Below are 22728 nucleotides of genomic sequence, written 5' to 3'. Positions count from 1 at the left end.
CGGCGAAGATTGGAAGTTTGTTCCATAACCGTCGATTTTATTGGAAATCTCTTCCGGCTCCGGCATTTCCGGGAGACGATGATGCCTTGGCCTGGAGCATCGGGCCGAAAAGCGGACGCCGGTTTTCGGAGTGCAGCCCGGAATATATCCGGGCCCCCGCCACTCTAGGCCGCCGGCTGGAAATGCCGGCGCTGCCGCCGGAACGTCTCCACCAGGAAGCGGCGGCAGGCGGCGATGGCGGCGATCGACGTGGCGCCCGGGTGGCCGACCAGCCAGTAGGTGCGGGAAAAGCTCACCTCCGGCAGGACGCGAACAAGGCCGGCCGTGTCGAGCGCCATGAAGTCGTGCAGCACGCCGATGCCGGCCCCGGCGCAGATCGCCTCGAACTGGCTGGTGGCGCCGGCGCAGCGATAGAGGCGTTTCGAATAGGCCTGCAACGTCGCCGCATAATCGAGCGCCGACGAGAAGGTGTAGTCGTCGATGCCAGTGACGAGACGATGGCCGGCGAGGTCGTCGAGGCCGAGCGGCCGGCCATGGTTGGCGAGATAGCTCTCCGCCGCGTAGACGCCGAGCGTATAGTCGACCAGCCGGGTGGCGACGAGGCGGCCGGTGGTCGGCCGCGACAGCTCGACGACGAGATCGGCCTCGCGCCGCGACACCGAGAACTTCACCGGCAGCGGCACCAGCTCCACCGTGATGCCCGGATATTGCTCGGCGAACACCCCCAGTTCGCGGGCGAGAAAGCTGTTGCCGAGCCCGTCGGGCGCGCCGACGCGCACCGTGCCGGAAATCTCCGCCTCCCCCGAGGAGACCGCTGCCGCCGCGGCGCGCGTCTCGATCTCGATGCGCTCGGCCAGCGGGATCAGCCGTTCCCCGGCCTCGGTCAGCACGCAGCCGGTCGGCCGCCGCTCGAACAGCGCCGCGCCGAGCTGGGCTTCCAACGCGTCGAGACGGCGCGCCACCGTCGTGTGATTGACGCCGAGCCGGCGGGCGGCGGCCGATAGCTGGCCGTCGCGCGCCACGGCAAGGAATACGCGAAAGTGGTCCCAGTCCATGCCTGCACATTAATGCACAACAGTTTTCCTCGCCAGCATATTGCCGCGCAACGGCCATCCGGTATTTTATCGCCTCAAGCGCGCACGACACGCGGACTCAACCATAAGGAAATAAGTGAAATGACGACAACCATTGGACACTTCATCGACGGCCGGCAGGTTTCGTCGAGCTCGGGCCGCTCGGCCCCGGTGTTCAACCCGGCCACCGGCGCCGAGACGGGACGCGTCGCGCTGGCCAGCGAGGCGGAAGTGCGGGCGGCCGTCGAGATCGCCAAGGCGGCCCAGCCGAGCTGGGCGGCAACCACGCCGCTGCGTCGCGCCCGCATTCTCAACCGCTTCCTCGGCATTCTCGAACAGCGCGCCGGCGAACTCGCCGCCGTCATCACCGCCGAGCACGGCAAGGTGCTGAGCGACGCGCGCGGCGAGATCCAGCGCGGCATCGAGGTGGTGGAATTCGCCATCGCCGCGCCGGAACTCCTGAAGGGCGAGTTCTCGGAAAACGTCGGCACCGGCGTCGACAGTCACTCGCTGCGCCAGCCGCTCGGCGTCGTCGCCGGCATCACGCCGTTCAACTTCCCGGTCATGGTGCCGATGTGGATGTTCCCGGTGGCGCTCGCCTGCGGCAACGCCTTCATCCTGAAGCCGTCGGAGCGCTGCCCCGGCGCTTCGCTGCTGATCGCCGACTGGCTGACCGAGGCGGGTCTTCCCAAGGGCGTCTTCCAGGTGGTGCACGGCGACAAGGTCGCCGTCGACGCCCTGCTCCACGACCGCGACGTCGCCGCCGTCAGCTTCGTCGGCTCGACGCCGGTCGCCCGCTATATCTATGAAACGGCGACCAAGAACGGCAAGCGCTGCCAGGCGCTCGGCGGCGCCAAGAACCACATGGTGATCATGCCCGACGCCGACCTCGACCAGGCGGCCGATGCCCTGATGGGCGCCGCCTACGGCTCGGCCGGCGAGCGCTGCATGGCCATTTCCATCGCCCTGCCGATCGGCAAGGCCACCGCCGATGCCCTGGTGCAAAAGCTCACCGAACGGGCCGAAAAGCTGGTCATCGGCGCCGGCACCGACAAGGCGTCGGAGATGGGGCCGCTGGTGTCGAAGCCGCATCTCGAAAAGGTGCGCGGCTACGTCGACAGCGGCGTCGCCGAGGGCGCCTCGCTGGTGCTCGACGGTCGCAGCTTCGTCAGCCCCGGCGGCGAAAACGGCTATTTCATCGGCGCCACGCTGTTCGACAACGTGACGCCGGACATGAAGATCTATCGCGAGGAGATCTTCGGGCCGGTGCTCGGCATCGTCCGCGTCGACGATTTCGACGCCGCCGTCCGCCTGATCAACGAGCACGAGTTCGGCAACGGCGCCGCCATCTTCACCCGCGACGGCGACAGCGCGCGCGAGTTCACCACCCGCATCCAGGCCGGCATGGTGGGCGTCAACGTGCCGATCCCCGTGCCGATGGCCTTCCATTCCTTCGGCGGCTGGAAGGCGTCGCTGTTCGGCGACCATCACATGCACGGCTCGGAAGGCGTGCGCTTCTACACCCGCCTCAAGACGGTGACGAGCCGCTGGCCGGCCGGCATCCGCGCCGGCGCCGACTTCATCATGCCGACCATGGAGTGATCATATCGAGAGGCATTGAAAATGCCTGTTGGTATTCCTCTTGCCGATTTCTCATGCCCATGATGCAGATGAGAAATCGGCAATGGCTTCAATGAGCGGATGCGTCAGCATCTTCGCGAATTGCTATCACAAAGGGCTGAGAGGGGCAGCGGCGAACCGACCTTCTCGTCCAGGCAGGTTACTCAAAAAATTGGCGAACAGCCGATAGCCGCCTTCGGTGAGCACGCTTTCCGGGTGGAACTGCACGCCGAAGGTCGGATGTTCCACATGCGCGATGGCCATGACGTCGCCGCTCTCGGCCCGCGCCGTGACGCGGAGCGGCACGCCCTCCGTCTCGTCGACGGCCAGCGAGTGATAGCGCCCGACGCGGAGCGGGCTCGGCAGTCCGGCGAACAGGCCGGTTCCGCCGTGGACGACCGGCGATGACCGGCCGTGCATCGGTTCGCGCGCCCTGGCGATCCGCGCCTCGAAGGCGGCGCCGATGCACTGGTGGCCGAGGCAGATGCCGAGGATCGGCAGCCGGCCGGAAAACGCCCTGATCGCCTCGGTGGAAACGCCCGCCTCGCCGGGGCCGCAGGGGCCGGGGCTGATGACCAGCGCCTCGGCGCCGAGCGCCGCAAGGCCCGCCACATCGACCGCGTCGTTGCGCAGCACCGTCACCTCCTCGCCGAGTTCGGCAAGGTAGCGGGCGACGTTGCCGACGAAGCTGTCGTAGTTGTCGAGCACGACGATCATGCCGGCCTCCGGAAAGCATCGATGAGCCGCCGCGCCTTCAACTCGGCCTCGTCGAACTCGGCCGCCGGATCGGACAACAGGGTGATGCCGCCGCCGGCGCCGAGCGACGCCCGGCCGCCGGCAAACGTCGTCGTGCGGATGGCGATGTTGAAGTCGGCCGAGCCGTCGAAGCCGAGATAGCCGATCGTTCCGCAATAAATATCGCGCGGCACCTTCTCCAGCTCGGCGATGATCTCCATGGCGCGGATTTTCGGCGCGCCGGTGATCGATCCGCCGGGAAACACGGCGGCGAGCGCGTCGACCGCCGTCAGGCCGTCGGCAAGCTCGCCGGCCACCGTCGACACCAGGTGGTGCAGAGAGGCATAGGTCTCGACGGCGCAGAGGCTGGACACCTTCACCGTGTGCGGCTTGCAGACGGCGGAGAGATCGGAACGCAGGAGATCGACGATCATCACGTTCTCCGCCCGGTCCTTTTCCGAGGCGGCGAGCGCCGCTGCCCGGGCGGCGTCCTCGACGGGATCGGCGGCGCGCGGCGCCGTGCCCTTGATCGGCCGCGTTTCGACATTGCGGCCGCGCACGTCGATCAGCCGCTCCGGCGACGACGAGGCGATCTGCACGCCGCCATGGTCGAGGAAAGCGGCGAAGGGGGCCGGATTGGCGGCGCGCAGCGCCCGGTAATAGCCCCAGGCGTCGAAGCCGGCCGGCAGGCCGATCTCCAAGCGGCGGGCGATGTTGGCCTGGAAGATGTCGCCGGCCAGGATGTAGTCGCGGGCTCGCGCCACCGCCGCCTCGTAGCCGGCCCGGTCGAGACTGGCCCTGAACGCCGGGTCGCCGAGGCCGGCGAACGGTTCCTCGGCCGGCGCCGGCCCTTCGATCAGCGCCATGAACTGCTCGGCCCGCTGCCGCGCCCGCTTCTGCCGCTTGTCCGCCTGCGGTTCCGGCCAGCCGCTGGAGACGAGAAAGGCGCGGCCGGCGGCAAGATCGCAGGCGACGACCACGTCGTAGAAATGCATCTCCAGTTCGGCGATGCCGTCGGTCGGGGCCGGCGCCGACGGCAGGCGCTCCAGAAGACGGCCGAATTCGTAGGCGACATGGCCGATGGCGCCGGCCTGCAACGGCGGCAGCCCGGCCACCGGCTCCTGCCGGTAGAGCGCCAGCCGGCGCGTAAGCTCGGCCAGCGCCCGCCGCCCCGGCGACCGAGGGTCATCCGGTTGCGGAACGATCTCCTCGCCGTTCCAGAACGTTCGCCCGCCGGCAACGCGGAGGGTGCCGAAAGGATCGGCCGCGAGAAAGGCATGGCGGCCCAGTGACGCGTCGACCAGCGCACTGTCGAGAAAAACAAAGCGCGGCAGCGGGCGAAAACGCCCGGCAATGGCCATCGGATCCGGACAATCGAAGGCGGTGACGATCATCAAACGTCCCTATCGGCTCCTTCGGCCGCGCACCATAACAGAGAAGGACGGATACGGTATAACGCGTAGCGCAAGCAGTTGAAACCATTTATGATTTGCATTCTCAACATTTCCCCATAACGCTCGACAGCGTCGACTTCGGACGTATAACAGCAGCCATGCCAGCCCGCCGCCTCCTCGCTCCCACCGCCGTCTTCGCCAGCGTCGCCCTGATCTGGTGGCTGGCCGGCCGGGCGGGATGGACCAATGCCTATCTGCTGCCGGCGCCGTCGACGGTCGCCGCCGCGCTGTCCGATCTCGCGGCCTCCGGCGCCCTTCTGAAGCATACGCTGATCAGCCTCCAGCGCGTGCTTCTCGGCTTTGCGCTGTCGGTGGCGCTGGCGCTGCCGCTCGCCGTGCTGCTGTCGGCGAGCCGGCCGGCCCGCGTCGTGCTCGACCCGCTGCTCGAATTCGTCCGCCAGGTGCCGCCGCTGGCCCTGATCCCGCTGCTGATCCTCTGGCTCGGCATCGGCGAGGCGCAGAAGCTCGGCATCATCGTGCTCGCCTCCTTCTTCCCGGTATTCCTCGGCTTTCGCGGCGGCATTGCCGGCGTCGACCCGAAGCTGATCGAGGTCGGCCGCGTCGCCGGCCTGACGCGCCGCGACATCCTGACACGCATCGTCCTGCCGTCGGCGCTGCCGGAACTGGTGGTCGGGCTCCGCATCAGTCTCGGCTACAGTTGGCGGGCGCTGGTCGGCGCCGAGCTGATCGCCTCGTCGGCCGGCCTCGGCTACATGATCATCGACGCCGAGAACCTCGCCCGCACCGACATCGTGCTCGCCGGCATCCTGGTGATCGGCGCCATCGGCCTTCTGTCCGACCTCGTGCTCCGCCTCGCCGTCACCCGCGCCTTCCCCTGGCTCTCAGCCGACCTGGAGGCCGCCCGTGCTTGAGCTGATCGACGCGAGCCGCCAGTACGACGTCGCCGGCCGCGCCGTCCGCGCCCTCGACGGCGTGAGCGAGCGCTTTCCCGCCGGTTCGATCACCACCGTCGTCGGCCGCTCCGGCTGCGGCAAGACCACCCTCCTCCGTCTCCTCGCCGGTCTCACCGATCCGAGCTCGGGCGAGGTGCGGCGCGACGCCGCCCGCAGCATCGGCGTCGTCTTCCAGGAAGCGCGGCTGATGCCCTGGCTCGACGCCGCCGCCAACGTCGCCTTTCCGCTGAAGGGCCGGCTTGGCCGCGCCGAGATCGCCGCCCGCGTCGACGAGGCGCTGACGCTGGTCGGCCTCACCGACGCGCGGCGCGCCCTGCCCGCCCAGCTTTCCGGCGGCATGGCCCAACGCGTCGCCATCGCCCGCGCCCTGGCCCAGCGACCCGACATCCTGCTTCTCGACGAGCCCTTCTCGGCCCTCGACGCCTTCACCCGCCGCAGCCTGCAACGCGTCCTCGTCGATATCTGGCGTCGCCGCCGCTCCACCGTGGTGCTGGTCACCCATGACGTCGAAGAGGCCGTGCTGCTCGGCGAGAGCGTCGTCGAGATGGAAGCCGGCCGCGTCGTCGGGCGCGTTGCTGTCGACCTGCCGTTTCCGCGCGAAGCCACCGACCCGGCCGTGGTCGACCTCCGCCGCCGCATTCTCGCCCGCCTCGTCGGCGGTGCCGATCCGTTCAATCCACAGGTCTGTTCAAGGAGGAAACCATGAAATCGTTCACCCGCCTCGCGCTCGCCGCCGCATTCGTCGCCGGCACCCTGTCGTCCGCTCTCGCTGCCGATCCCGAGACGCTGCGCGTCACCTACGTCACGGCGCCGTTCAACGTGCCGTCGATCGTCGAGAAGCACGAGGGCATTCTCGAAGCCGACTTCGGCGCCAGGGGCATCAAGATCGAACGCCCGGAAATCACCTCCGGTGCCAAGCAGACCGAGGCCATCGCCGCCGGCGCCATCGACGTCGCCTCGGTGCTGGGCGGCGCCTCGGCCATCCTCGCCAAGGCCAACGGCGTCGACGTCCGCATCATCGCCGTCTACTCGCGCTCGCCCAAGGCCTTCGCGCTGATGACCCGTGCGGATGGCCCGGCGACGCTCGCCGATCTCAAGGGCAAGAAAATCGCCGGCCCCAAGGGTACGACGCTGCACCAGCTCCTGGCTGCCGCCCTCGCGTCCACCGGCCTCACCATCAATGATGTCGACTACATCAACATGGATCTGCCGGCCGCCCGCGCCGCGCTCATCTCCGGCGACATCGACGTGGCGACGCTGGCCGGCAACAACGCCATCGCCGTCGAGAAGGCCGGCGGCAAGACGCTCGTCACCGGCGACGGCCTCATCCATCCGACCACGGTGATCGCCGCATCCGGCACGTTCATCGACGCGCATCCCGATCTCGTCGACGCCTATCTCGCCGCCCACCGCACGTCGCTCGACTTCATGGCGGAAAGGCCCGACGAGGCGCTGAAGATCGCCGCCGACGAGCAGAAGATCTCGATCGACGATGCCAAGGCGCAGTTGCCGCTCTACGACTTCACGCCGACGCTGACCGACGCCGACATCGCCAATCTCCAAGCCGACCAGACCTTCATGATCGACAACGGCATGCTGCCGAAGGACCGGGCGATCGACATCCGCAAGGATCTCGTCGCGCCCGTCGCCTTTGCGGCGAAGTGATGCCGGCGGAGCGCGCCGAACACGATCGCGTGCGCGGCGCGCTTCGTAGATGATCCGATCTTGCAGGACCCGATCGTCCTGCCTATTGTTCTCGGTGCCGCCTTTGATGGCGGTGAACGTTCTCGGGGCGGGGTGAAATTCCCCACCGGCGGTAATCGCGCGAAAGCGCGTCAGCCCGCGAGCGCTCGTTCCCTTTCGGGAGCGGGGTCAGCAGACCCGGTGTGATTCCGGGGCCGACGGTATAGTCCGGATGGTAGAGAACGGCCGACGCCACGCGCGCGTCCTCCTGTCCGGAGGCGTGCAGCTTTGCGTCTGCTTGCGCCCCGATGCGTTCGATCGATGGATCGAGAGGACCGCATGGGCGCACCATACGACAGAACTCCCCTGCCCGCTGGCGTCATCGCCGATGCCTTTGCGCGCGCCATCGCCGCCGCGGCCGACCATGCCGGCGCCACCTCGCCCAATCCGCCGGTCGGCTGTGCTCTCCTCGATGCGTCCGGCGAGACGCTCGCCGTCGAGGCGCATCGCAAGGCCGGCGACCTCCACGCCGAGGCGCGCGCCATCGCCGCCTGCCGGGCGGCCGGCACCGTCGATCGCATCCACACCGTCGTCGTCACGCTGGAGCCCTGCAACCACCACGGCCGCACGCCGCCCTGCGCCGAGGCGATCCTGTCGACGCCGGCCCGCGAGGTGTGGATCGCCGAGACCGATCCCAATCCGCGCGTCGAGGGCGGCGGCGCGGCCCGCCTCACGGCGGCCGGCCTCTCGGTCCGTTTCCTTGCCGAGCTCGACCATCCGGATGCCGCCCGCCTCGCCGCCGACGCCGAGCGCCTCGTCGCGCCCTTCGTCAAGTGGGTGACGACCGGTCTGCCCTTCGTCACCATCAAGCAGGCGCTCGACGAAACCGGCTCGATGATCCCGCCGGCCGGCCAGCGCACCTTCACCTCGGAAACCTCCCTGACGCTCGCCCACCGCCTGCGCCGCCGCGCCGACGCCATCCTCACCGGCACCGGCACCATCCTGGCCGACAACCCGGAATTCACCGTCCGCCGTCTCCCCGATCATCCGGGCAAGAGCCGCATCCTCGCCATCCTCGACCGCGAGGGCCGCGTGCCGTCCGACTATCTCACCGAGGCGGCGCGGCGCGGCCTGCGGCCGATGCTGTTCGTCGATATCGGCGAGGCGCTCGCCCGCCTCGGCGAACAGGACGTCCACGAGGTGCTGGTCGAGGCGGGGCCGACGCTGGCCGCCGCCATCCTCGCCACCGACCTCTGGGACGAGCACATCGTCATCAAGAAGGTCGGAGACGGCGTCGCCGACCACATCACCATTTCAAGAAACCATGACAGGAAAGGCTGAAAATCCCATGTTTTCCGGCATCATTGCCCGGACCGTCGCGGTCCGGACGGCCGAGGCCACCGGCGGCTCGCTGGTGGTGACCATCCCCACCGGCTGGTTCGATCTCGAACTCGGCGAAAGCATCGCCGTCAACGGCGTCTGCCTCACCGTGACCGAGATGGACGAAGCCGGCACCGCCCGCTTCTTCCTGTCGCCGGAAACGCTGGCCCGCTCCAACCTCGGCCGGCTGATAACCGGCTCGGTGGTCAACCTCGAACGCTCGGTGGCGCTCGCCGATCGCCTGTCCGGCCACATGGTGCAGGGCCATGTCGACGGCAAGGCGGCGCTGGTCGCCGTGACGCCCGACAGCGACGCCCGCCGCCTCGAATTCGACCTGCCCACCGCGCTCGCCCGCTACTGCGTCGAGAAGGGCTCGATCTCGCTCAACGGCATCAGCCTGACCATCAACAGCATCGAGCCGGGACCGGACGGCGCCCGCATCGGCATCACCATCATCCCGCACACCTGGGACAACACCAACCTGTCGGCCGCCGCGCTCGGCGACGAGATCAATGTCGAGGTCGACGTCATCGCCAAATATGTGGAGGCCCTATGCAAGCCCTATCCCGCGCTCTGAACCGCCTGAAGGCCGGCGGCATGGTCCTGCTCGTCGATGACGAGGACCGGGAGAACGAGGGCGACCTGGTGGTCGCCGCCGAGTTCGCCACCCCCGAGGCCATCGCCTTCATGGCCAGGAAGGCCTGCGGCCTGATCTGCCTGACGCTGACCGGCGAACAGATCGACCGGCTCGGCCTCAGCCCGATGGTGGCGATGAACCGCGCCCGCCGCTCCACCGCCTTCACCGTCTCCATCGAGGCGCGCGAGGGCATCACCACCGGCATATCGGCCTATGACCGGGCGCGCACCATTTCCGTCGCCGCCGATCCCGCGGTGGCGCCCGGCGCCATCGTCTCGCCCGGCCACGTCTTCCCGCTTCGGGCGGCCGAGGGCGGCGTGCTCGCCCGCAACGGCCATACCGAGGGGGCGATCGACCTCGTCCGTCTTGCCGGGCTCAAGCCGGCCGCCGTCATCTGCGAGGTGATGGGCGACAGCGGCCATATGGCCCGCCGGCCGGAACTCGACCGCTTCGCGAAAGAGCACGACATCCCCGTGCTGACCATCGCCGAATTGATCGAATACCGCTGGGCGACCGAGCGGCTGGTCGAGGAGGTGGCGAGCGCCGACCTGCCGACGGCCTATGCCGACGGTGTGCTGCGCGTCCACGCCTTCCGCAGCCTGATCGACGGCGGCGAGCATCTCGCCATCGTGCGCCGCCCCTTCGGCAAGACGCCGCTCGTCCGCGTCCATTCCGAATGCCTGACCGGCGATGCGCTCGGCTCGCTCCGCTGCGACTGCGGGCCGCAGCTCCACGAGGCGCAGCGGCTGATCTCCGAGGATCCCGAGGGCGGCGTGGTGATCTACCTGCGCGGCCAGGAGGGACGCGGCATCGGCCTTGCCAACAAGATCCGCGCCTACGCGCTGCAGGACGGCGGCCTCGACACGCTCGACGCCAACACTGCCCTCGGCCTGCCGGCCGACGCCCGCCATTACGGCATCGCCGCGCAGATCCTGAAGGCGCTCGGCATCGATCGCCTGCGCCTGCTCTCCAACAACCCGGCCAAGGCCGACGCGCTCGCCGGCTACGGCCTCGACGTGGCCGGACGGGTGCCGCTGGTCATCCCGCCCAATCCCTTCAACCGCCGCTACCTCGCCACCAAGGGCGAGCGCTTCGGCCACAGCCTTTGCCAGCACGACTCCTGAGGAGACAATGACAGCTTCCCCCACCCCGCCGCGCCTTGCCGTCGTCGTCAGCCAGTTCAACCCGGAGGTGACGGGCGGCCTGCTCGCCGGCGCCCGCCGTGAGCTCGACGAACGCGGCGTGCCGCTTGTCGATGCCGACGTCTTCTCGGCGCCCGGCGCCTTCGAGATCCCGCTGCTCGCCCAGACGCTGGCCAGGAGCGGCCGCTACGCCGGCGTGATCTGCCTCGGCTGCGTCATCAAGGGCGACACGGCGCATTTCGAGTTCATCAGCCTCGGCGCCGCCACCGGGCTGATGCAGGCGACGCTCGCCACCGGCGTGCCGGTCACCTTCGGCATCCTGACCACCTACACCGACGAGCAGGCGCTCGTCCGCAGCCGCGACGACGCCGCCAACAAGGGTCGCGAAGCCGCCGCCGCCTGCGTCGAGGCGCTGGCGACGATCGCGAAGATCAACGCCGGATAATTACCCAAAACGAAGGCGGCGGCCCTTGCGGACCGCCGCCTTCGTCGGTCTTCGAATTAAAGCCTCAGTCAAGGCCGAGCTTGCCGCGCAAAGTCGACAGGTCCTCGGCGAGCGTGTTGACCGCCGCCGCCAGCACCTTGCGATCGTCCTCGGTGAGCTTGTCGTAGGTGACGTAGCCGTCGCCGTCCTTGTACTTGGCCAGCGTCGTGTCGACGGTGTCGAAATTGGCGTCCACCGTCTTCAGGAAGTCGGCTTCCTTGTCGGCGATCAGCGGCCGCACCAGCTCGACGATCTTGCGGGCGCCGTCGAAGTTGCCGCGGAAGTCCCAGAGGTCGGTGTGGCTGTAGCGGTCTTCCTCGCCGGAAATCTTGGTGGCCGCCACTTCTTCCATCAGCACGGCGGCGCCGCCCACCACCTTCTCCGGCGGGAAGGTCAGCGAGGCGATGCGGCCCTCGAGTTCCTTGACGTCGGCGAGCAGCTTGTCGGCCACCGGTTCGAGACCCTCGGTGGAGTTCTTCTCCCACAGGCCGTATTCGATGCGGTGGAAGCCGGGGAATTCCGGATCGGCCTCGGCCTTCTCGTAGTCATCGGCGCGCGAGTCGATGGCGACGTCGAGGTCGGAGAACAGCTCGGCGATCGGCTCGATCGCCTCGTAGGAGATGCGGGTCGGCGCGAACAGCTCCTTGGCCTTGTCCACCTCGCCGGCCTTGACGGCGGCGACAAACGCGGTGGTGTCCTCTACCAGCTTGGCGACGTTTTCCGAAACGTAGATCTTGTAGTCGGCGATCGGCTCGACGAGGTCGAGGCTGGCCTCCTGGGCGAAGGCGCCGGACGAAAGGATGAGCGCCAGCGCCGAAGCGCTGGCGAAGCTGGAAATACGCATGTTTTCAGTCTCCCTTCATGAAAATGAATGCGGGATCAGGCACCGCGGACAGCGGCGATCAGCGGGCTGCCGACATAGTCGGCGGCGTCGCGAATTCCGGGAAGCGTGTAGAAATAGCCGCCGCCGACCGGCTTGATGTATTCCTCCAGCGGCTCGCCGTTGAGCTTTTGCTGCACGGTGAGGAAGCCCCGTTCGAGGTCGGCCTGGTAGCAGATGAACAACAGGCCCTGGTCGAGCTGGCCGGAGCGGGTGACGCCGTTCGAGTAGTTGAACGGCCGCCGCAGGATGGTATTGGTGCTCGCCGCCGCGTCGCGGGCGTTGGCGAGGCGGATATGGGCGTCGTGGGGCGTCGCCTTGCCCTCGGGATCGCCGGCATAGTCGGGCACGTCGAACTCGCTGCCGTCCCGCCGGTCGAGCGGCGCGCCGGAAATCTTGGTGCGGCCGATGATCCGCTCCTGCTCGCCGAACGGCGTGCGGTCCCAGCGTTCGACGAAATTGCGGATGATGCGCACCGCCTGATAGCTGCCGCCGACCGCCCAGGCCGGCTCGCCGTCCTCCGGCCCCACCCAGACCACGCGGTCCATTTCCGCGCCGTCCGAGGAGTTCGGATTGGCCGAGCCGTCGCGGAAGCCGAGGAAGTTGCGGGCGCTTTCGGCGCGGCCGTCCGACCCCGGCGTGATCACCGGCACGTTGCCTTCCTGCTTCCACTTCAGGATCATCTGGCTGCTCGATGCCTTGATGATGTCGCGGAGCGCATGGATCGTCGTATCCTGCGTATTGGCGCAGATCTGTATGGTGAGATCGCCGTGGCAGATGTCGGCGTCGAGCGCGTCGTTGGGAAAGCGCGTCATCCGCTGAAGATGCTTCGGCTTCAGCGGCGCAAGCCACGGCCGGTCGTCGAACAGCGAGGCGCCGAGCGATATGGTGATCGTCAGGTTGTCGGGCCGCACCGTCGGCCCCAGCAGGCCGGAATCGGCCGGCGGCAGCTTTGGATCGAGCACCGGCACCGGGCCGCCGACGGTCAGGAAGGCGATGCGCGCCGTCAGCAGGCGGAACAGCGTCTCGAGCTCGCCCGCATCCTTGGCCAGCACGTCGAAGCTCGCCACCATGCCGTTGGCCGGGCGCGCGTTGACGATGCCGGCCTGATGGATGCCGAGGTAGGGAACGCTGTCGAGCGGACTTGCCGCGTTGGCGACCGGCGCATCGGCGACCGAATGATGCTCGGTCTCGGCACGGGCGACGCCGGCGAACGAGCCGCCGAACGCCGTGACGCCGAGCCCCTTGAGCAGCCGGCGGCGGTCGAGAGAGGGCGAGGAGCGCCGGAGATCTTTCGGGTCGAGCATGGTGTTCACTCCAGGCCGAGCGCCGGATTGATCCGGTCGACGGCATCGGCGAGCGCGACGAAAGCGGCGGCGAGGGCCTTGCGGGCATCCGGCGGCACTTCGGAATAGGCGACGGGCGCGGAGCCCGGCCCGCCGAGCTTGCCGATTTCGGCCCTCGTCGCCGCGAAGGCGTCGGTCACCGCCTTGGCCGTGTCGGGCGATGCCTCGCCGGCCAGCGGCAGCAGCAGCGACACCGGCTTTTCGAGCCCGTCGACGGCGGCGGCGAATTCACTAAGGTCGTCGCCGGCATAGAGGCTGTCGCCGGACACGATCGGCCCCTCGGCCAGCCGCCGCGCCTCGCGCGACGCATTGCCGGCGAGGTCGGCCGGCTCGAATTTCAACGCCTTGAGCCGGTCGCGCAGCGCCGCCGCGTCGGCGGCCAGCTTGTCGGCGACCGGCTTGAGGCCGGCCGCCGAGTTCTCGTGCCACAGGCCGAATTCGATGCGGTGGAAGCCGGTGAAGGCCGGATCCTGCTCGCGGCCGGCGAGATAGGCGGCGATCGGATCGATGGCGTTCTCGATGTCGGCGATGCGGCCGCTCACCGCTTCCACGTGCCGGTAGGCGATCCGGGCGGCGGCATAGGCGGTCCTGGCCGCCGCGAGGTCGCCGGAATCCACCGCCGTCGCGAGCGCCTGGGTCGCCTGGCTCATCTGGCCCGATTGCAGGGCGAGATAGACCTTGTACTCGGACAGCGGGCCGATGAAGGCCTTGAGCGGCGGCTTCGCCCTCTCCGCCTCCGAATGCGCCGAGGCGGTCACCGTCAGCTTGCCGCGCGGGTTGGACAAGAGGCCGCAGGTGATGTCGTAGGTGCCGGGCTTGAGGCGCGCGGTGAGCTGCGATTTGAAGCCGGGGGCGATGTTCTCGCGCTCCTCCACCACCATGACGCCGTCGAGAATCTCCCATTCGATCGGCCGGTCGGACGCGTTCTCGATCTCGAACACGTTGCGGCCGGCCGGCACCGTCAGGTCCATCGGCTCGCAACTCTTGGCGCCGACGCGGACGGCGATGGCGCCGGCCTCGACCGGCCGGGCGGCCTTCTGCGAGGCGAAGTAGAAGGCGCCGCCGCCGGCAAGCGCCAGCACGGCCGCCCCGACGAGGGCAACGGTCATCAGTCGCGACGACGGCACGCCGGCGCGTTGCGGATCAGGCGAAGACATCCTTACCCCTTCTCGGTCCCGGCGGCGGCCGGCCGGAACGACACCGGCCGCTCGGGTTTCAGGAACAGCGTCAGCGTCACCGCGAGGAAGACGACATAGAGCACCGCCTCGCCCAGCGTCGGCGCCTCCTGATAGTTGAACACGCCGGACAGAACGGTGCCGAGGACGCTCGACACCGGCAGCGTGTCGGACAGATCGTAGACGCGCGCCTGCAGGAGGTTCCAGACGCCCGCTTCATGCAGGCTGCGCAGGCTGGCCGCGGCGAGCCCGGCGGCGACCACCAGAATGAAGACGCCCGTCCAGCGGAAGAAGCGCCGGAGATCGAGGCGGATGCCGCCGCGATAGAGCGCGTAGCCCAGCGCCACCGCCACCAGCAGGCCGAGGAGAGCGCCAAGCGGCGCGCCGGCGCCGGGGCTCTGCTGGAAAATCGCCAGCAGGAAAAAGACCGACTCGAGTCCCTCGCGCCCGACGGCGAAGAAGGTCATGCCGATCAGCGCCCAGGTGGCGCCCTTCGGCGCCTGCATGGCGGCGTCGATCGCCCCGTGCAACTCGCCCTTGATCGAGCGGGCGGCGCGCCGCATCCAGAACACCATGCTGACCAGCACGACCACCGCCACGAAGCCGACGATCGCCTCGAACAGCTCCTGCGCCTTCTGGGGAAACTCGGCGGTCATCAATTGCAGGGCGGCGCCGGCAAACAGCGACAGCGCCACGGCGAGAAACACGCCGACCCAGACCACCGGCAGGAAAGCGCCTCGCCCCGTCTGCTTGAGGTAGCTCGCGATGATCCCGGTCACCAGCGCGGCCTCTATGCCCTCGCGCAGCATGATGAGAAATGGCGCAAGCACCTCGGCCTCCTGCCGATCAATAAGGTGACACTTGCTTTCAACATTTAAAGCGCGCCTGTCAATAGCACTATCAGTGTTTTTGCGAGTCATTCGCAGATTTGCGTAGTCAACCCCACCGCGAGGAACGACCTGATTCACAACATGAAGCACATTGCGGACCATCTTGAATCACTGCGCGAAGAAGCGAGCAGCGGCAGTGGATTCAACACTTTAATAGATGAAATAAATAGATATATTTCAATATATTAATGTATTTTCTTCACTTAAAACATTATCCTGGCTCATCGATGACCCATGTTGCGAAATCCGTGGAGCGGACAATTCAGGCCGGCGCTGTGGCCCGGATGAGGTCGGCCGCCAGGGCCATGTCGTCGGCAAGCGGACGGTCGTCGGCATAGGACGGAACGACGGTGCGCAATTGGCGATAAAGACGATCCGTGCCGGCCGCCCGGCCCTCGCGGCGGAATTCATGCGCCTGCGCCGCGGCCAGAAGCTCGATGCCGAGGACGGCCTCGGCGTTTTCGATCACCGTCAGCGCCTTCAGCGACGCCGGCGTCGCATGGCTGAGGTGGTCCTCCTGCAGCGCCGAGGTGATGCCGCCGTCGAGGCTCGCCGGTAGCGACAGCCGCCGGTTTTCGTTGACCAGCGACACCGCCGCGTACTGGGCGATCATGAAGCCGGAATTGACGCCGCTGTCGGCGGCGAGGAAAGCCGGCAAGCCGCTGACCAGCGGGTTGACCAGGCGATCGAGGCGCCGCTCGGCCATCGCCGCCACCTCGGCGACGGCGACCGCCAACTGGTCGAGGGCAAGGCCCATGGCGGCGCCGACCGCGTGCGCTTCCGAATGAACGCCGGGCGCCTCCGGCGTGCCGACGATGGCCGGATTGTCCGACACCGACGACAGCTCCCGCGACACCACGTCGGCGGCGGCGGCAAAGGCGTCGCGCGCCGCCCCGTGCACGTGCGGCACGGCGCGCAGCGACAGGGCGTCCTGCGTCTTGCGGCCGGCACCGGCGGCGATGATGCCGCTGCCGGCAAGCCGGTCGCGCAATCCGGCACCGACGGCCTGAAGGGAGGGCGAGGCCCGAAGCGACAGCGCCGCCGCGTCGAAGGCCGCCGGATTGCCCATCAGCGCCTCGATGGTCAGCGCGGCGATGGCGTCGGCCCAGTCGAGCGCCCGCTCGGCCCGCTTCAGGGCCAGCGACGCCAGCCCGCTGGCGCAGGGAATGCCGTTGACCAGCGACAGCCCTTCCTTGGCGCCCAATTCCAGCGGAACGAGGCCGGCCGCGGCGAGCGCCTCGGCGCCAGCGACGATCTTCTCTTCCACCCGCGCCCGGCCGGCGCCGATCAGCACCAGGGCGATATGCGCCATGTGGCTGAGATAGCCGACCGATCCCTTGGCCGGCACCAGCGGCGTCACATCCGCATTGAGCAGCTCAGCCAGCGCCTCGACCACCTCCAGCCTGACGCCGGAATGGCCGAGCGCGTAGTTGCCGATCGCCGTCGCCATGATCGCCCGCGTCTCGACGGCGCCGAGCGGCGCGCCGATGCCGGTGGCATGGCTCATCAGGATGTTGTGCGACAGCTGTCGTTGCAGCGGCCGGTCCACCACCACGTCGCAGAGGGCGCCGACGCCGGTATTGACGCCATAGGCGCGCATGCCGCGATCGACGATCGCCTCGACCACCGCCCGGGCGTTGTTGATGCGCTGCTTGGCCGCCTCCGAAAGACGAAGACGCGCGCCCTCGGCAACGGCGGCGACGTCGCGCCAGCCGAGATGGGTATCGACGACGATATCGGTCATGATGTCCTCAGGCCTGGAAGCCGCCGATGAACTGGCGGAAGCGCTCGGACTCGGAATTGGTGAAAATGTCCTCCGGCGCGCCGTCGGCCTCGACGACGCCCTCGTGCAGGAACATCACCCGGTCCGAGACGTTGCGGGCGAACGCCATCTCGTGGGTGACCACCAGCATGGTCCGCCCCTCCTCGGCCAGCGATCGCATCACCTTCAGCACCTCGCCCACCAGTTCCGGATCGAGCGCCGAGGTCGGCTCGTCGAACAATAGTGCCTTCGGCTGCATGGCCAGCGCCCGGGCGATGGCGGCGCGCTGCTGCTGGCCGCCGGACAGATGGGCGGGATAGTAATTGCGCCGCTCGGCGAGGCCGACCTTTTCGAGCAGCGCTTCCGCCTCCGCGACGCACTCCGCCTTCGGACGCTTCAGGACGTGCACCGGCCCCTCGATCAGGTTCTGCAGCACCGTCATGTGGGACCAGAGGTTGAAGCTCTGGAACACCATGGCCAGCTCGGAACGGATACGGTCGACCTGCTTGCGGTCGGCCGGCACCAGCGACCCCGCCCGGTTCCGCTTCATGGCGATGGCCTCGCCGGCCACCGTGATCTCGCCCTCGTCCGGCGTCTCCAGAAGGTTGATGCAGCGCAGGAAGGTGCTCTTGCCGGAACCGGAAGCGCCGAGGATGGAGATCACGTCGCCGTCGTGGGCATCGAGCGAGATGCCGCGCAGAACCTCGTGCTGGCCGAAGGACTTGTGGATGTTGCGGACCGAAATTGCCGGCACCGGGGCGTCAGCCATGAACCTCTCCCTGGCGTCCGCCGCCGCTTGCCGGATCCGGCCGCTCCCTGAGGTGCGGCGACAGCCGGTATTCGGCAAAGGCCATCAGGCGGACAATGATGAAATTGATCAGAAGATAGATCAGCGTCGCCACCAGGAATACCTCCATGGTGCGATAGGTCTGCGAAATCAGCCGCTGCGCCGTGCCGGTCACTTCCCAGACGGTGACGAGGCTGGCGAGCGCCGTCGATTTCACCATCAGGATGACCTCGGTCGAATAGGCCGGCAGCGCCTGCCGGATGGCGATCGGCGCGATGATGCGCCGGAACAGCAGGAGGCCGGACATGCCGGCCGCCCGGCCCGCCTCGATCTCGCGGGCGGGAACCGCCTGCAAGCCGCCACGCATGATCTCCGCCTGATAGCCGGCGGTGCAGAGGGCGAGCGCCAGCACGGCGCAGGAGAAGGGGTCGCGCAGCACCGGCCAGAACAGGCTGTGGCGGACGGCCGGAAACTGGCCGAGGCCGTAGTAGATCAGGAACATCTGGATGAGCAGCGGCGAGCCGCGGAACACGAAGACGTAGGCGCGGGCAAAGGTCGACAGCAGCAAGCCGCCGGACACCCGGCAATAGGTGATGCCGAGCGCGAACAGCGCGCCGAGGCTGACCGAGGCGGCGAACAGCGCCAGCGTCATCGGCACGGCGTCGACCAGCTTGACAAAGGTCGAGACCAGGAAGGCGACATCGAAATCCATGGCGTCCTCCTTTCCTAGCGCCGGCCGAGGCTGTGGCGGAAGCTTCGCGCCACCCGCCGCTCGGCGAAACTGAAGATGCGGTCGGACAGCGTCGTCAGCACGAGGTAGAGCGCGCCGCCGACGATGAAGAACAGGAAATACTGCTTGGTCGAGCCGGCGGCGATCTGCGACGTCCGCATCAGCTCGGCAAGCCCCGTCACCGATATCAGCGTCGAGTCCTTCAGGCTGAGCTGCCAGACATTGCCGAGGCCCGGCAGGGAGAACCGCAGGATCTGCGGCACCAGGATGCGGCGGAAGCGCAGCATCGTTCCCATGCCGATCGAACGGGCGGCATCGATCTCGCCGCGGGAGACGGCATGATAGGCGCCGCGGTAGACTTCCGCCTGATAGGCACCGGAAATCAGCCCGACGGCAAAGGCGCCGGCCAGGAAGGACGGCAGCCCGAGAAAGCCCTCGTAGTTGAGCCACTTTCCAATGGCGGTCACCGCCTGCGAGCCGCCGAAATAAACGAGATAGATGACCAGAAGCTCGGGCGCGCCGCGAAACACCGTCGTATAGGCATCCCCGAGCCAACGGGCCGGCCGCGACGCCGACAGCTTGGCCGCCGCGATGATGGCGCCGAGCACCGCGCCGACGCACAGCGACGCGGCGGTAACGGCCAGCGTTATGCCCATCGCCCACAGGAGGATACCGCCCCGGCCTTGTTCGCCGAAGCCGATCAGGTCAATCCAGGACATCAAGGCTCTCCGTCGGGCGCTCCCGGACCCTTTAGCGGATCGTGTCGGACACCGCTAGATCCGGGAGCTTCCTGTCGCGCATCACGGGGTGACGTCGACCTTGAGCCACTTCTCCGACAGCGTCTTCACCGTGCCGTCGGCGACGGCGGCCTTGATCGCCTCGTCGAACAGCGCCTTCAGCTCCGGATCGGACTTGCGGATGCCGAGGCCTTCGCCCTCGCCCCAGATCTGGCCGGCGATTTCCGGGCCGGTGAAGGCGAGATCGGCATTGTCGGCGCTCTCGAAGGCGCCGAGGAAATAGGTGGCGTCGTCGAAGCCGGCGTCGATGCGGCCGGCCGACAGGTCGAGGTCGCGTTCGGCCGAGGTCTTGTATTCCTTGATCTCGGCGACGTCCTTGAAGTTGTCGTAGATGAAGCCGGCGTAGACGGTCGACGCCTGGATGCCGATGGTCTTGCCGGTCAGCGCCGTCTTGAGCGGGGCGATGGCGTCGGCGCCGTCCTTGGTGGTGGCGAGCTTGATCACCGAGCCGGTGCCGGCGAGGTTGGCGAGATCGCCATCCTTGGGCGCGGCGAAGACGGCCGGCGTCGCGGCATAGGGAACGGTGAAGTCGATCACTTCCTTGCGCTCCGGGGTGATCGACAGCGCGTCCATGATCACGTCGAACTTGCCGGCGTTGAGGGCGGTGATCATGCCGTCCCAGTCCTGCGAGATCAGCGTGCACTTCAGCTTGGCGTGGGCGCAGAGATATTCGGTGAGGTCCGGCTCGAAGCCGACGATCTTGCCGTTGGCGTCGGTGAGGTTCCACGGCGCATAGGCGCCTTCGAGCGCGATGGTGACTTCCTTCCACTCCTTGGCCGACGCCGGCGCGGCCAGCGCGGCAAACAAGGCGGACGCCGCAACGAGACTACGGATGTTCATGGTGTTCTCCTCTGGTTTTTCGAAGCGCTCCGGCTTCTTGTTGATTTCTTTCCGCAACGGCAAGCGGTCAGGTCAAAGACATATCACGCCTTGAGGCGCTGAAGGGCAGCGGCAAACGCCCGGTCGACCTCTTCGTCCCTGGCGTGGCGCCCATCCTCGATCAGCCAGCGGCCGCCGACCATCACGTCGCGAACCGCCGGCCCGACGCCGCCGAATATCCAGCGATCGAGAATCGCGTCCCCCTCCACCGAGGCGAGATACGGCGAACGGCCGTCCAGCACCACGAGATCGGCCGGCGCGCCGACGGAAAGGCCCGATCCGCCCGCGCCCGCCGCCTGGGCGCCGCCGGCAAGCGCGCGGTCGAACAGCGTGCGGCCGACCGACGCTCCCGGCCGGCCGGCCAGCCGGTTCCGCCGGCGATCGCGCAGCCGCTGGCCATATTCGAGAAGGCGCAGTTCGTCGGCGACGGAGGTGGCGACGTGGCTGTCGGTCCCGATGCCGAAGCGCCCGTCCGCGGCGAGAAAATCGGCCGCCGGGAAGATGCCGTCCCCGAGATCGGCCTCGGTCGTCGGGCAGAGACCGGCCACGGCGCCCGAGCCGGCGATCATCGCCACCTCGGCCTCGGTGGCATGGGTGGCGTGGATGAGGCACCAGCGCTCGTCGACCTCGGCGATGTCATAGAGCCGCTCGACCGGCCGGCGGCCGGAATGGGCGATCGAGGCTTCCACCTCGCGCTCCTGCTCGGCTACGTGGATATGGATCGGCGCATGCTCGGGCACCGCCTCCATGATGGCGGCGATCTCGTCGCCGGTCACCGCCCGCAGCGAGTGAAACGCCAGTCCGAGCCGGGCGCCCGCCGACCGGCAGGGCGCGACGAGGCCGTGCAGCAGCGTCAGGAAGCCGTCGACGTCATGGATGAACCGGCGCTGGCCGGCGGTCGGCGCGACGCCGCCGAAATCCGAATGGGCGTAGAACACCGGCAGCAGCGTCAGGCCGATGCCGGACAGCTCGGCCGCCCGCACGATGGCCAGCGACATCTCGGCCGGCTCGCCATAGGGACGGCCGTCGGCGCCGTGATGGAGATAATGGAATTCGGCGACGCGCCCGAAGCCGCCCTTCATCAGCTCGATTTGCAGCTTGGCCGCTATCGCCGCCACATCGTCGGGCGTCAGCAGCGACACCAGCCGGTACATTTCCTCCCGCCAGGTCCAGAAGCTGTCGTCGCCCTGCCCGGCAACCTCCGTCAGACCGGCCATGGCGCGCTGGAAGGCGTGGGAATGCAGGTCGGCGATCGCCGGAACGACCGGCCCGCCGAGGCGCCTGGCGCCGGCCGCCGACGCCCCTTGTTTCAAAGCGGCGATCCGGCCGTCGGCGCCGATGGCGAGCACGACGTCGTCGGCCCAGCCGTCGGCCAGCAAGGCCCTTTCGGCAAAAAGCAATTGATGGTTATCTGTTACCATCTTGTCCGCGAAACCTCACGCTTGTACATACAAGCACTGTAGAGGAAAATTCTTAGGCCGCAAGCCGAATTCATCCGCCTCTGACTATTTTTGGGGAGTGCCTAGTAAATGAGCGACGTCAGCGCGCGTCACGCCGGGACTCCCCCGCATTACGCGATGGTCAAGCAGATGATTCTCGCCCGCATCGGCAGCGGCGAATGGCCGGCCCGCCATCGCATTCCCTCGGAGAACGAGTTGGTCGCCTCGCTCGGCCTCAGCCGCATGACCATCAACAGGGCGCTGCGCGAGCTGGCGGCGGACGGCGTGCTGCTGCGCATCCAGGGTCTTGGGACCTTCGTCGCCGAGGGCAAGAGCCAGACCTCGGTGTTCAAGGTGCGCAACATCGCCGACGAGATCCGCGAGCGCGGCCACGCCCACGCGGCGCAGACGGTGATGAAGGACGAGGTGAAGGCGACGCCGGAACTCGCCGACGAGCTGGGCGTCGAGCTCGGCGCGCCGGTGTTCCACTCGCTGGTGATCCACCTCGAAAACGACATCCCGGTCCAGCTCGAGGACCGGCACGTCAACCCGGCCCTGGCGCCGGACTATCTCACCCAGGATTTTTCCGCCCGCACGCCCAACAGCTACCTCAGCGCCGTGGCGCCGTGGACGACGGTCGAGCATACCGTCGAGGCGGTCCTGCCGGCCCCCTGGGAAGCCAAGCTGCTGGCCATCGCCCGCAGCGACCCCTGCCTCCTGATCCGCCGCCGCACCTTTGCCGGCGAACGGGTCGTCACCGCGGTCCGGCTGCTGATGCCCGGCGGACGCAGCCGCATCGAGAGCCGGCAGGGCGCCAGCATGACGTGACGGCAGCGCCGGATCTCCCGTTCGGAGGGGACGTATCGATGGAAGGAATCCTCGTCCTTTATCATTGACTCGCTATCCGTCCGGTGCTTTCTA

At 68.2% G+C, this 22728-nt stretch carries 22 protein-coding genes and 1 riboswitch; of the genes, 9 read left to right on the top strand and 13 right to left on the bottom strand.

Features of this window, described 5'->3' with window-relative positions; translation table 11 throughout:
* Positions 1-164: 164 nt before the first annotated feature.
* Complete coding sequence (locus tag CJ014_RS24330) at positions 165-1055, bottom strand: LysR family transcriptional regulator (protein WP_100083103.1); 891 nt, start codon at positions 1053-1055, stop codon at positions 165-167.
* A 120-nt stretch (positions 1056-1175) separates the two neighbouring features.
* Here CJ014_RS24330 and CJ014_RS24325 point away from each other — a divergent pair, with 120 nt between their 5' ends.
* Complete coding sequence (locus CJ014_RS24325) at positions 1176-2675, top strand: CoA-acylating methylmalonate-semialdehyde dehydrogenase (RefSeq protein ID WP_100083102.1); 1500 nt, start codon at positions 1176-1178, stop codon at positions 2673-2675.
* 126 nt (positions 2676-2801) lie between these two features.
* Here CJ014_RS24325 and CJ014_RS24320 read toward each other — a convergent pair whose 3' ends face one another.
* Together CJ014_RS24320 and pabB are read right to left on the bottom strand one after the other, a co-directional pair.
* Positions 2802-3410: an anthranilate synthase component II gene (locus tag CJ014_RS24320; RefSeq protein WP_100083101.1), complete on the bottom strand. Its 609-nt coding sequence runs from the start codon at positions 3408-3410 to the stop codon at positions 2802-2804.
* Positions 3407-4822, bottom strand: a complete 1416-nt coding sequence (gene pabB, locus CJ014_RS24315; protein ID WP_100083100.1) for an aminodeoxychorismate synthase component I — start codon at positions 4820-4822, stop codon at positions 3407-3409. Before pabB ends, CJ014_RS24320 begins: the two co-directional genes overlap by 4 nt.
* Positions 4823-4980: 158 nt before the next feature.
* Here pabB and CJ014_RS24310 point away from each other — a divergent pair, with 158 nt between their 5' ends.
* The 7 genes from CJ014_RS24310 (at position 4981) to ribH (ending at position 11083) form a co-directional block, all read left to right on the top strand.
* Positions 4981-5754, top strand: coding sequence for an ABC transporter permease (locus CJ014_RS24310; protein WP_100083099.1), 774 nt, complete (start codon positions 4981-4983; stop codon positions 5752-5754).
* Positions 5747-6502 carry an ABC transporter ATP-binding protein gene (locus tag CJ014_RS24305; protein WP_100083098.1) on the top strand — a complete coding sequence of 252 codons (756 nt, stop codon included), beginning with the start codon at positions 5747-5749 and terminating at the stop codon, positions 6500-6502. The genes CJ014_RS24310 and CJ014_RS24305 overlap by 8 nt, the downstream gene beginning before the upstream one ends.
* Entirely contained in the window at positions 6499-7461 is a 963-nt protein-coding gene (locus CJ014_RS24300; protein WP_100083097.1) for an ABC transporter substrate-binding protein, read from the top strand. The genes CJ014_RS24305 and CJ014_RS24300 overlap by 4 nt, the downstream gene beginning before the upstream one ends.
* 114 nt (positions 7462-7575) lie before the next feature.
* Positions 7576-7727, top strand: a riboswitch (FMN riboswitch).
* 91 nt (positions 7728-7818) lie between these two features.
* Positions 7819-8820, top strand: a complete 1002-nt coding sequence (gene ribD / locus CJ014_RS24295) for a bifunctional diaminohydroxyphosphoribosylaminopyrimidine deaminase/5-amino-6-(5-phosphoribosylamino)uracil reductase RibD (protein ID WP_100083096.1) — start codon at positions 7819-7821, stop codon at positions 8818-8820.
* A 7-nt stretch (positions 8821-8827) separates the two neighbouring features.
* Entirely contained in the window at positions 8828-9436 is a 609-nt protein-coding gene (locus tag CJ014_RS24290; RefSeq protein ID WP_100083095.1) for a riboflavin synthase, read from the top strand.
* On the top strand, positions 9412-10620 hold the full coding sequence (ribB, locus tag CJ014_RS24285) for a 3,4-dihydroxy-2-butanone-4-phosphate synthase (RefSeq protein ID WP_100083094.1): 1209 nt from the start codon (positions 9412-9414) through the stop codon (positions 10618-10620). Before CJ014_RS24290 ends, ribB begins: the two co-directional genes overlap by 25 nt.
* A gap of 7 nt (positions 10621-10627) precedes the next feature.
* A complete protein-coding gene (gene ribH / locus CJ014_RS24280; RefSeq protein WP_100083093.1) occupies positions 10628-11083 on the top strand; it encodes a 6,7-dimethyl-8-ribityllumazine synthase in 456 nt (151 codons plus the stop codon).
* A 64-nt stretch (positions 11084-11147) separates the two neighbouring features.
* Here the strand turns inward: ribH and efeO (CJ014_RS24275) are convergent, their stop codons facing one another.
* From efeO (CJ014_RS24275) to hutF, 10 genes are all read right to left on the bottom strand, one after another.
* Entirely contained in the window at positions 11148-11966 is an 819-nt protein-coding gene (gene efeO, locus CJ014_RS24275; RefSeq protein WP_100083092.1) for an iron uptake system protein EfeO, read from the bottom strand.
* Positions 11967-12001: 35 nt separating this feature from the next.
* Complete coding sequence (gene efeB / locus CJ014_RS24270) at positions 12002-13309, bottom strand: iron uptake transporter deferrochelatase/peroxidase subunit (protein ID WP_100083091.1); 1308 nt, start codon at positions 13307-13309, stop codon at positions 12002-12004.
* 5 nt (positions 13310-13314) lie between these two features.
* On the bottom strand, positions 13315-14505 hold the full coding sequence (efeO, locus tag CJ014_RS24265; RefSeq protein ID WP_100083090.1) for an iron uptake system protein EfeO: 1191 nt from the start codon (positions 14503-14505) through the stop codon (positions 13315-13317).
* 2 nt (positions 14506-14507) lie between these two features.
* Complete coding sequence (efeU, locus tag CJ014_RS24260) at positions 14508-15353, bottom strand: iron uptake transporter permease EfeU (RefSeq protein WP_100083089.1); 846 nt, start codon at positions 15351-15353, stop codon at positions 14508-14510.
* Between the two features lie 322 nt (positions 15354-15675).
* A complete protein-coding gene (locus CJ014_RS24255; RefSeq protein WP_100083088.1) occupies positions 15676-17157 on the bottom strand; it encodes an HAL/PAL/TAL family ammonia-lyase in 1482 nt (493 codons plus the stop codon).
* Between the two features lie 7 nt (positions 17158-17164).
* On the bottom strand, positions 17165-17944 hold the full coding sequence (locus CJ014_RS24250) for an ABC transporter ATP-binding protein (RefSeq protein ID WP_100083087.1): 780 nt from the start codon (positions 17942-17944) through the stop codon (positions 17165-17167).
* Entirely contained in the window at positions 17937-18674 is a 738-nt protein-coding gene (locus CJ014_RS24245) for an ABC transporter permease (RefSeq protein WP_100083086.1), read from the bottom strand. Before CJ014_RS24245 ends, CJ014_RS24250 begins: the two co-directional genes overlap by 8 nt.
* Before the next feature lie 14 nt (positions 18675-18688).
* Positions 18689-19411 carry an ABC transporter permease gene (locus CJ014_RS24240; protein WP_100083085.1) on the bottom strand — a complete coding sequence of 241 codons (723 nt, stop codon included), beginning with the start codon at positions 19409-19411 and terminating at the stop codon, positions 18689-18691.
* An 81-nt stretch (positions 19412-19492) separates the two neighbouring features.
* Positions 19493-20329: a transporter substrate-binding domain-containing protein gene (locus CJ014_RS24235; RefSeq protein WP_100083084.1), complete on the bottom strand. Its 837-nt coding sequence runs from the start codon at positions 20327-20329 to the stop codon at positions 19493-19495.
* A gap of 83 nt (positions 20330-20412) precedes the next feature.
* Entirely contained in the window at positions 20413-21789 is a 1377-nt protein-coding gene (hutF, locus tag CJ014_RS24230) for a formimidoylglutamate deiminase (protein ID WP_100083083.1), read from the bottom strand.
* Positions 21790-21897: 108 nt separating this feature from the next.
* Here hutF and hutC point away from each other — a divergent pair, with 108 nt between their 5' ends.
* Positions 21898-22635 (top strand): histidine utilization transcriptional repressor HutC, encoded by a 738-nt coding sequence (gene hutC, locus CJ014_RS24225; RefSeq protein WP_100083082.1) that lies wholly within the window; start codon positions 21898-21900, stop codon positions 22633-22635.
* Positions 22636-22728 lie beyond the last annotated feature (93 nt).

Origin of the sequence: Pleomorphomonas carboxyditropha (assembly GCF_002770725.1) — a bacterium.
In the GTDB taxonomy this organism is placed as follows: domain Bacteria; phylum Pseudomonadota; class Alphaproteobacteria; order Rhizobiales; family Pleomorphomonadaceae; genus Pleomorphomonas; species Pleomorphomonas carboxyditropha.
Note: the sequence above shows the minus strand (reverse complement) of the source record. Positions and strands in the feature narration are given on the sequence as shown.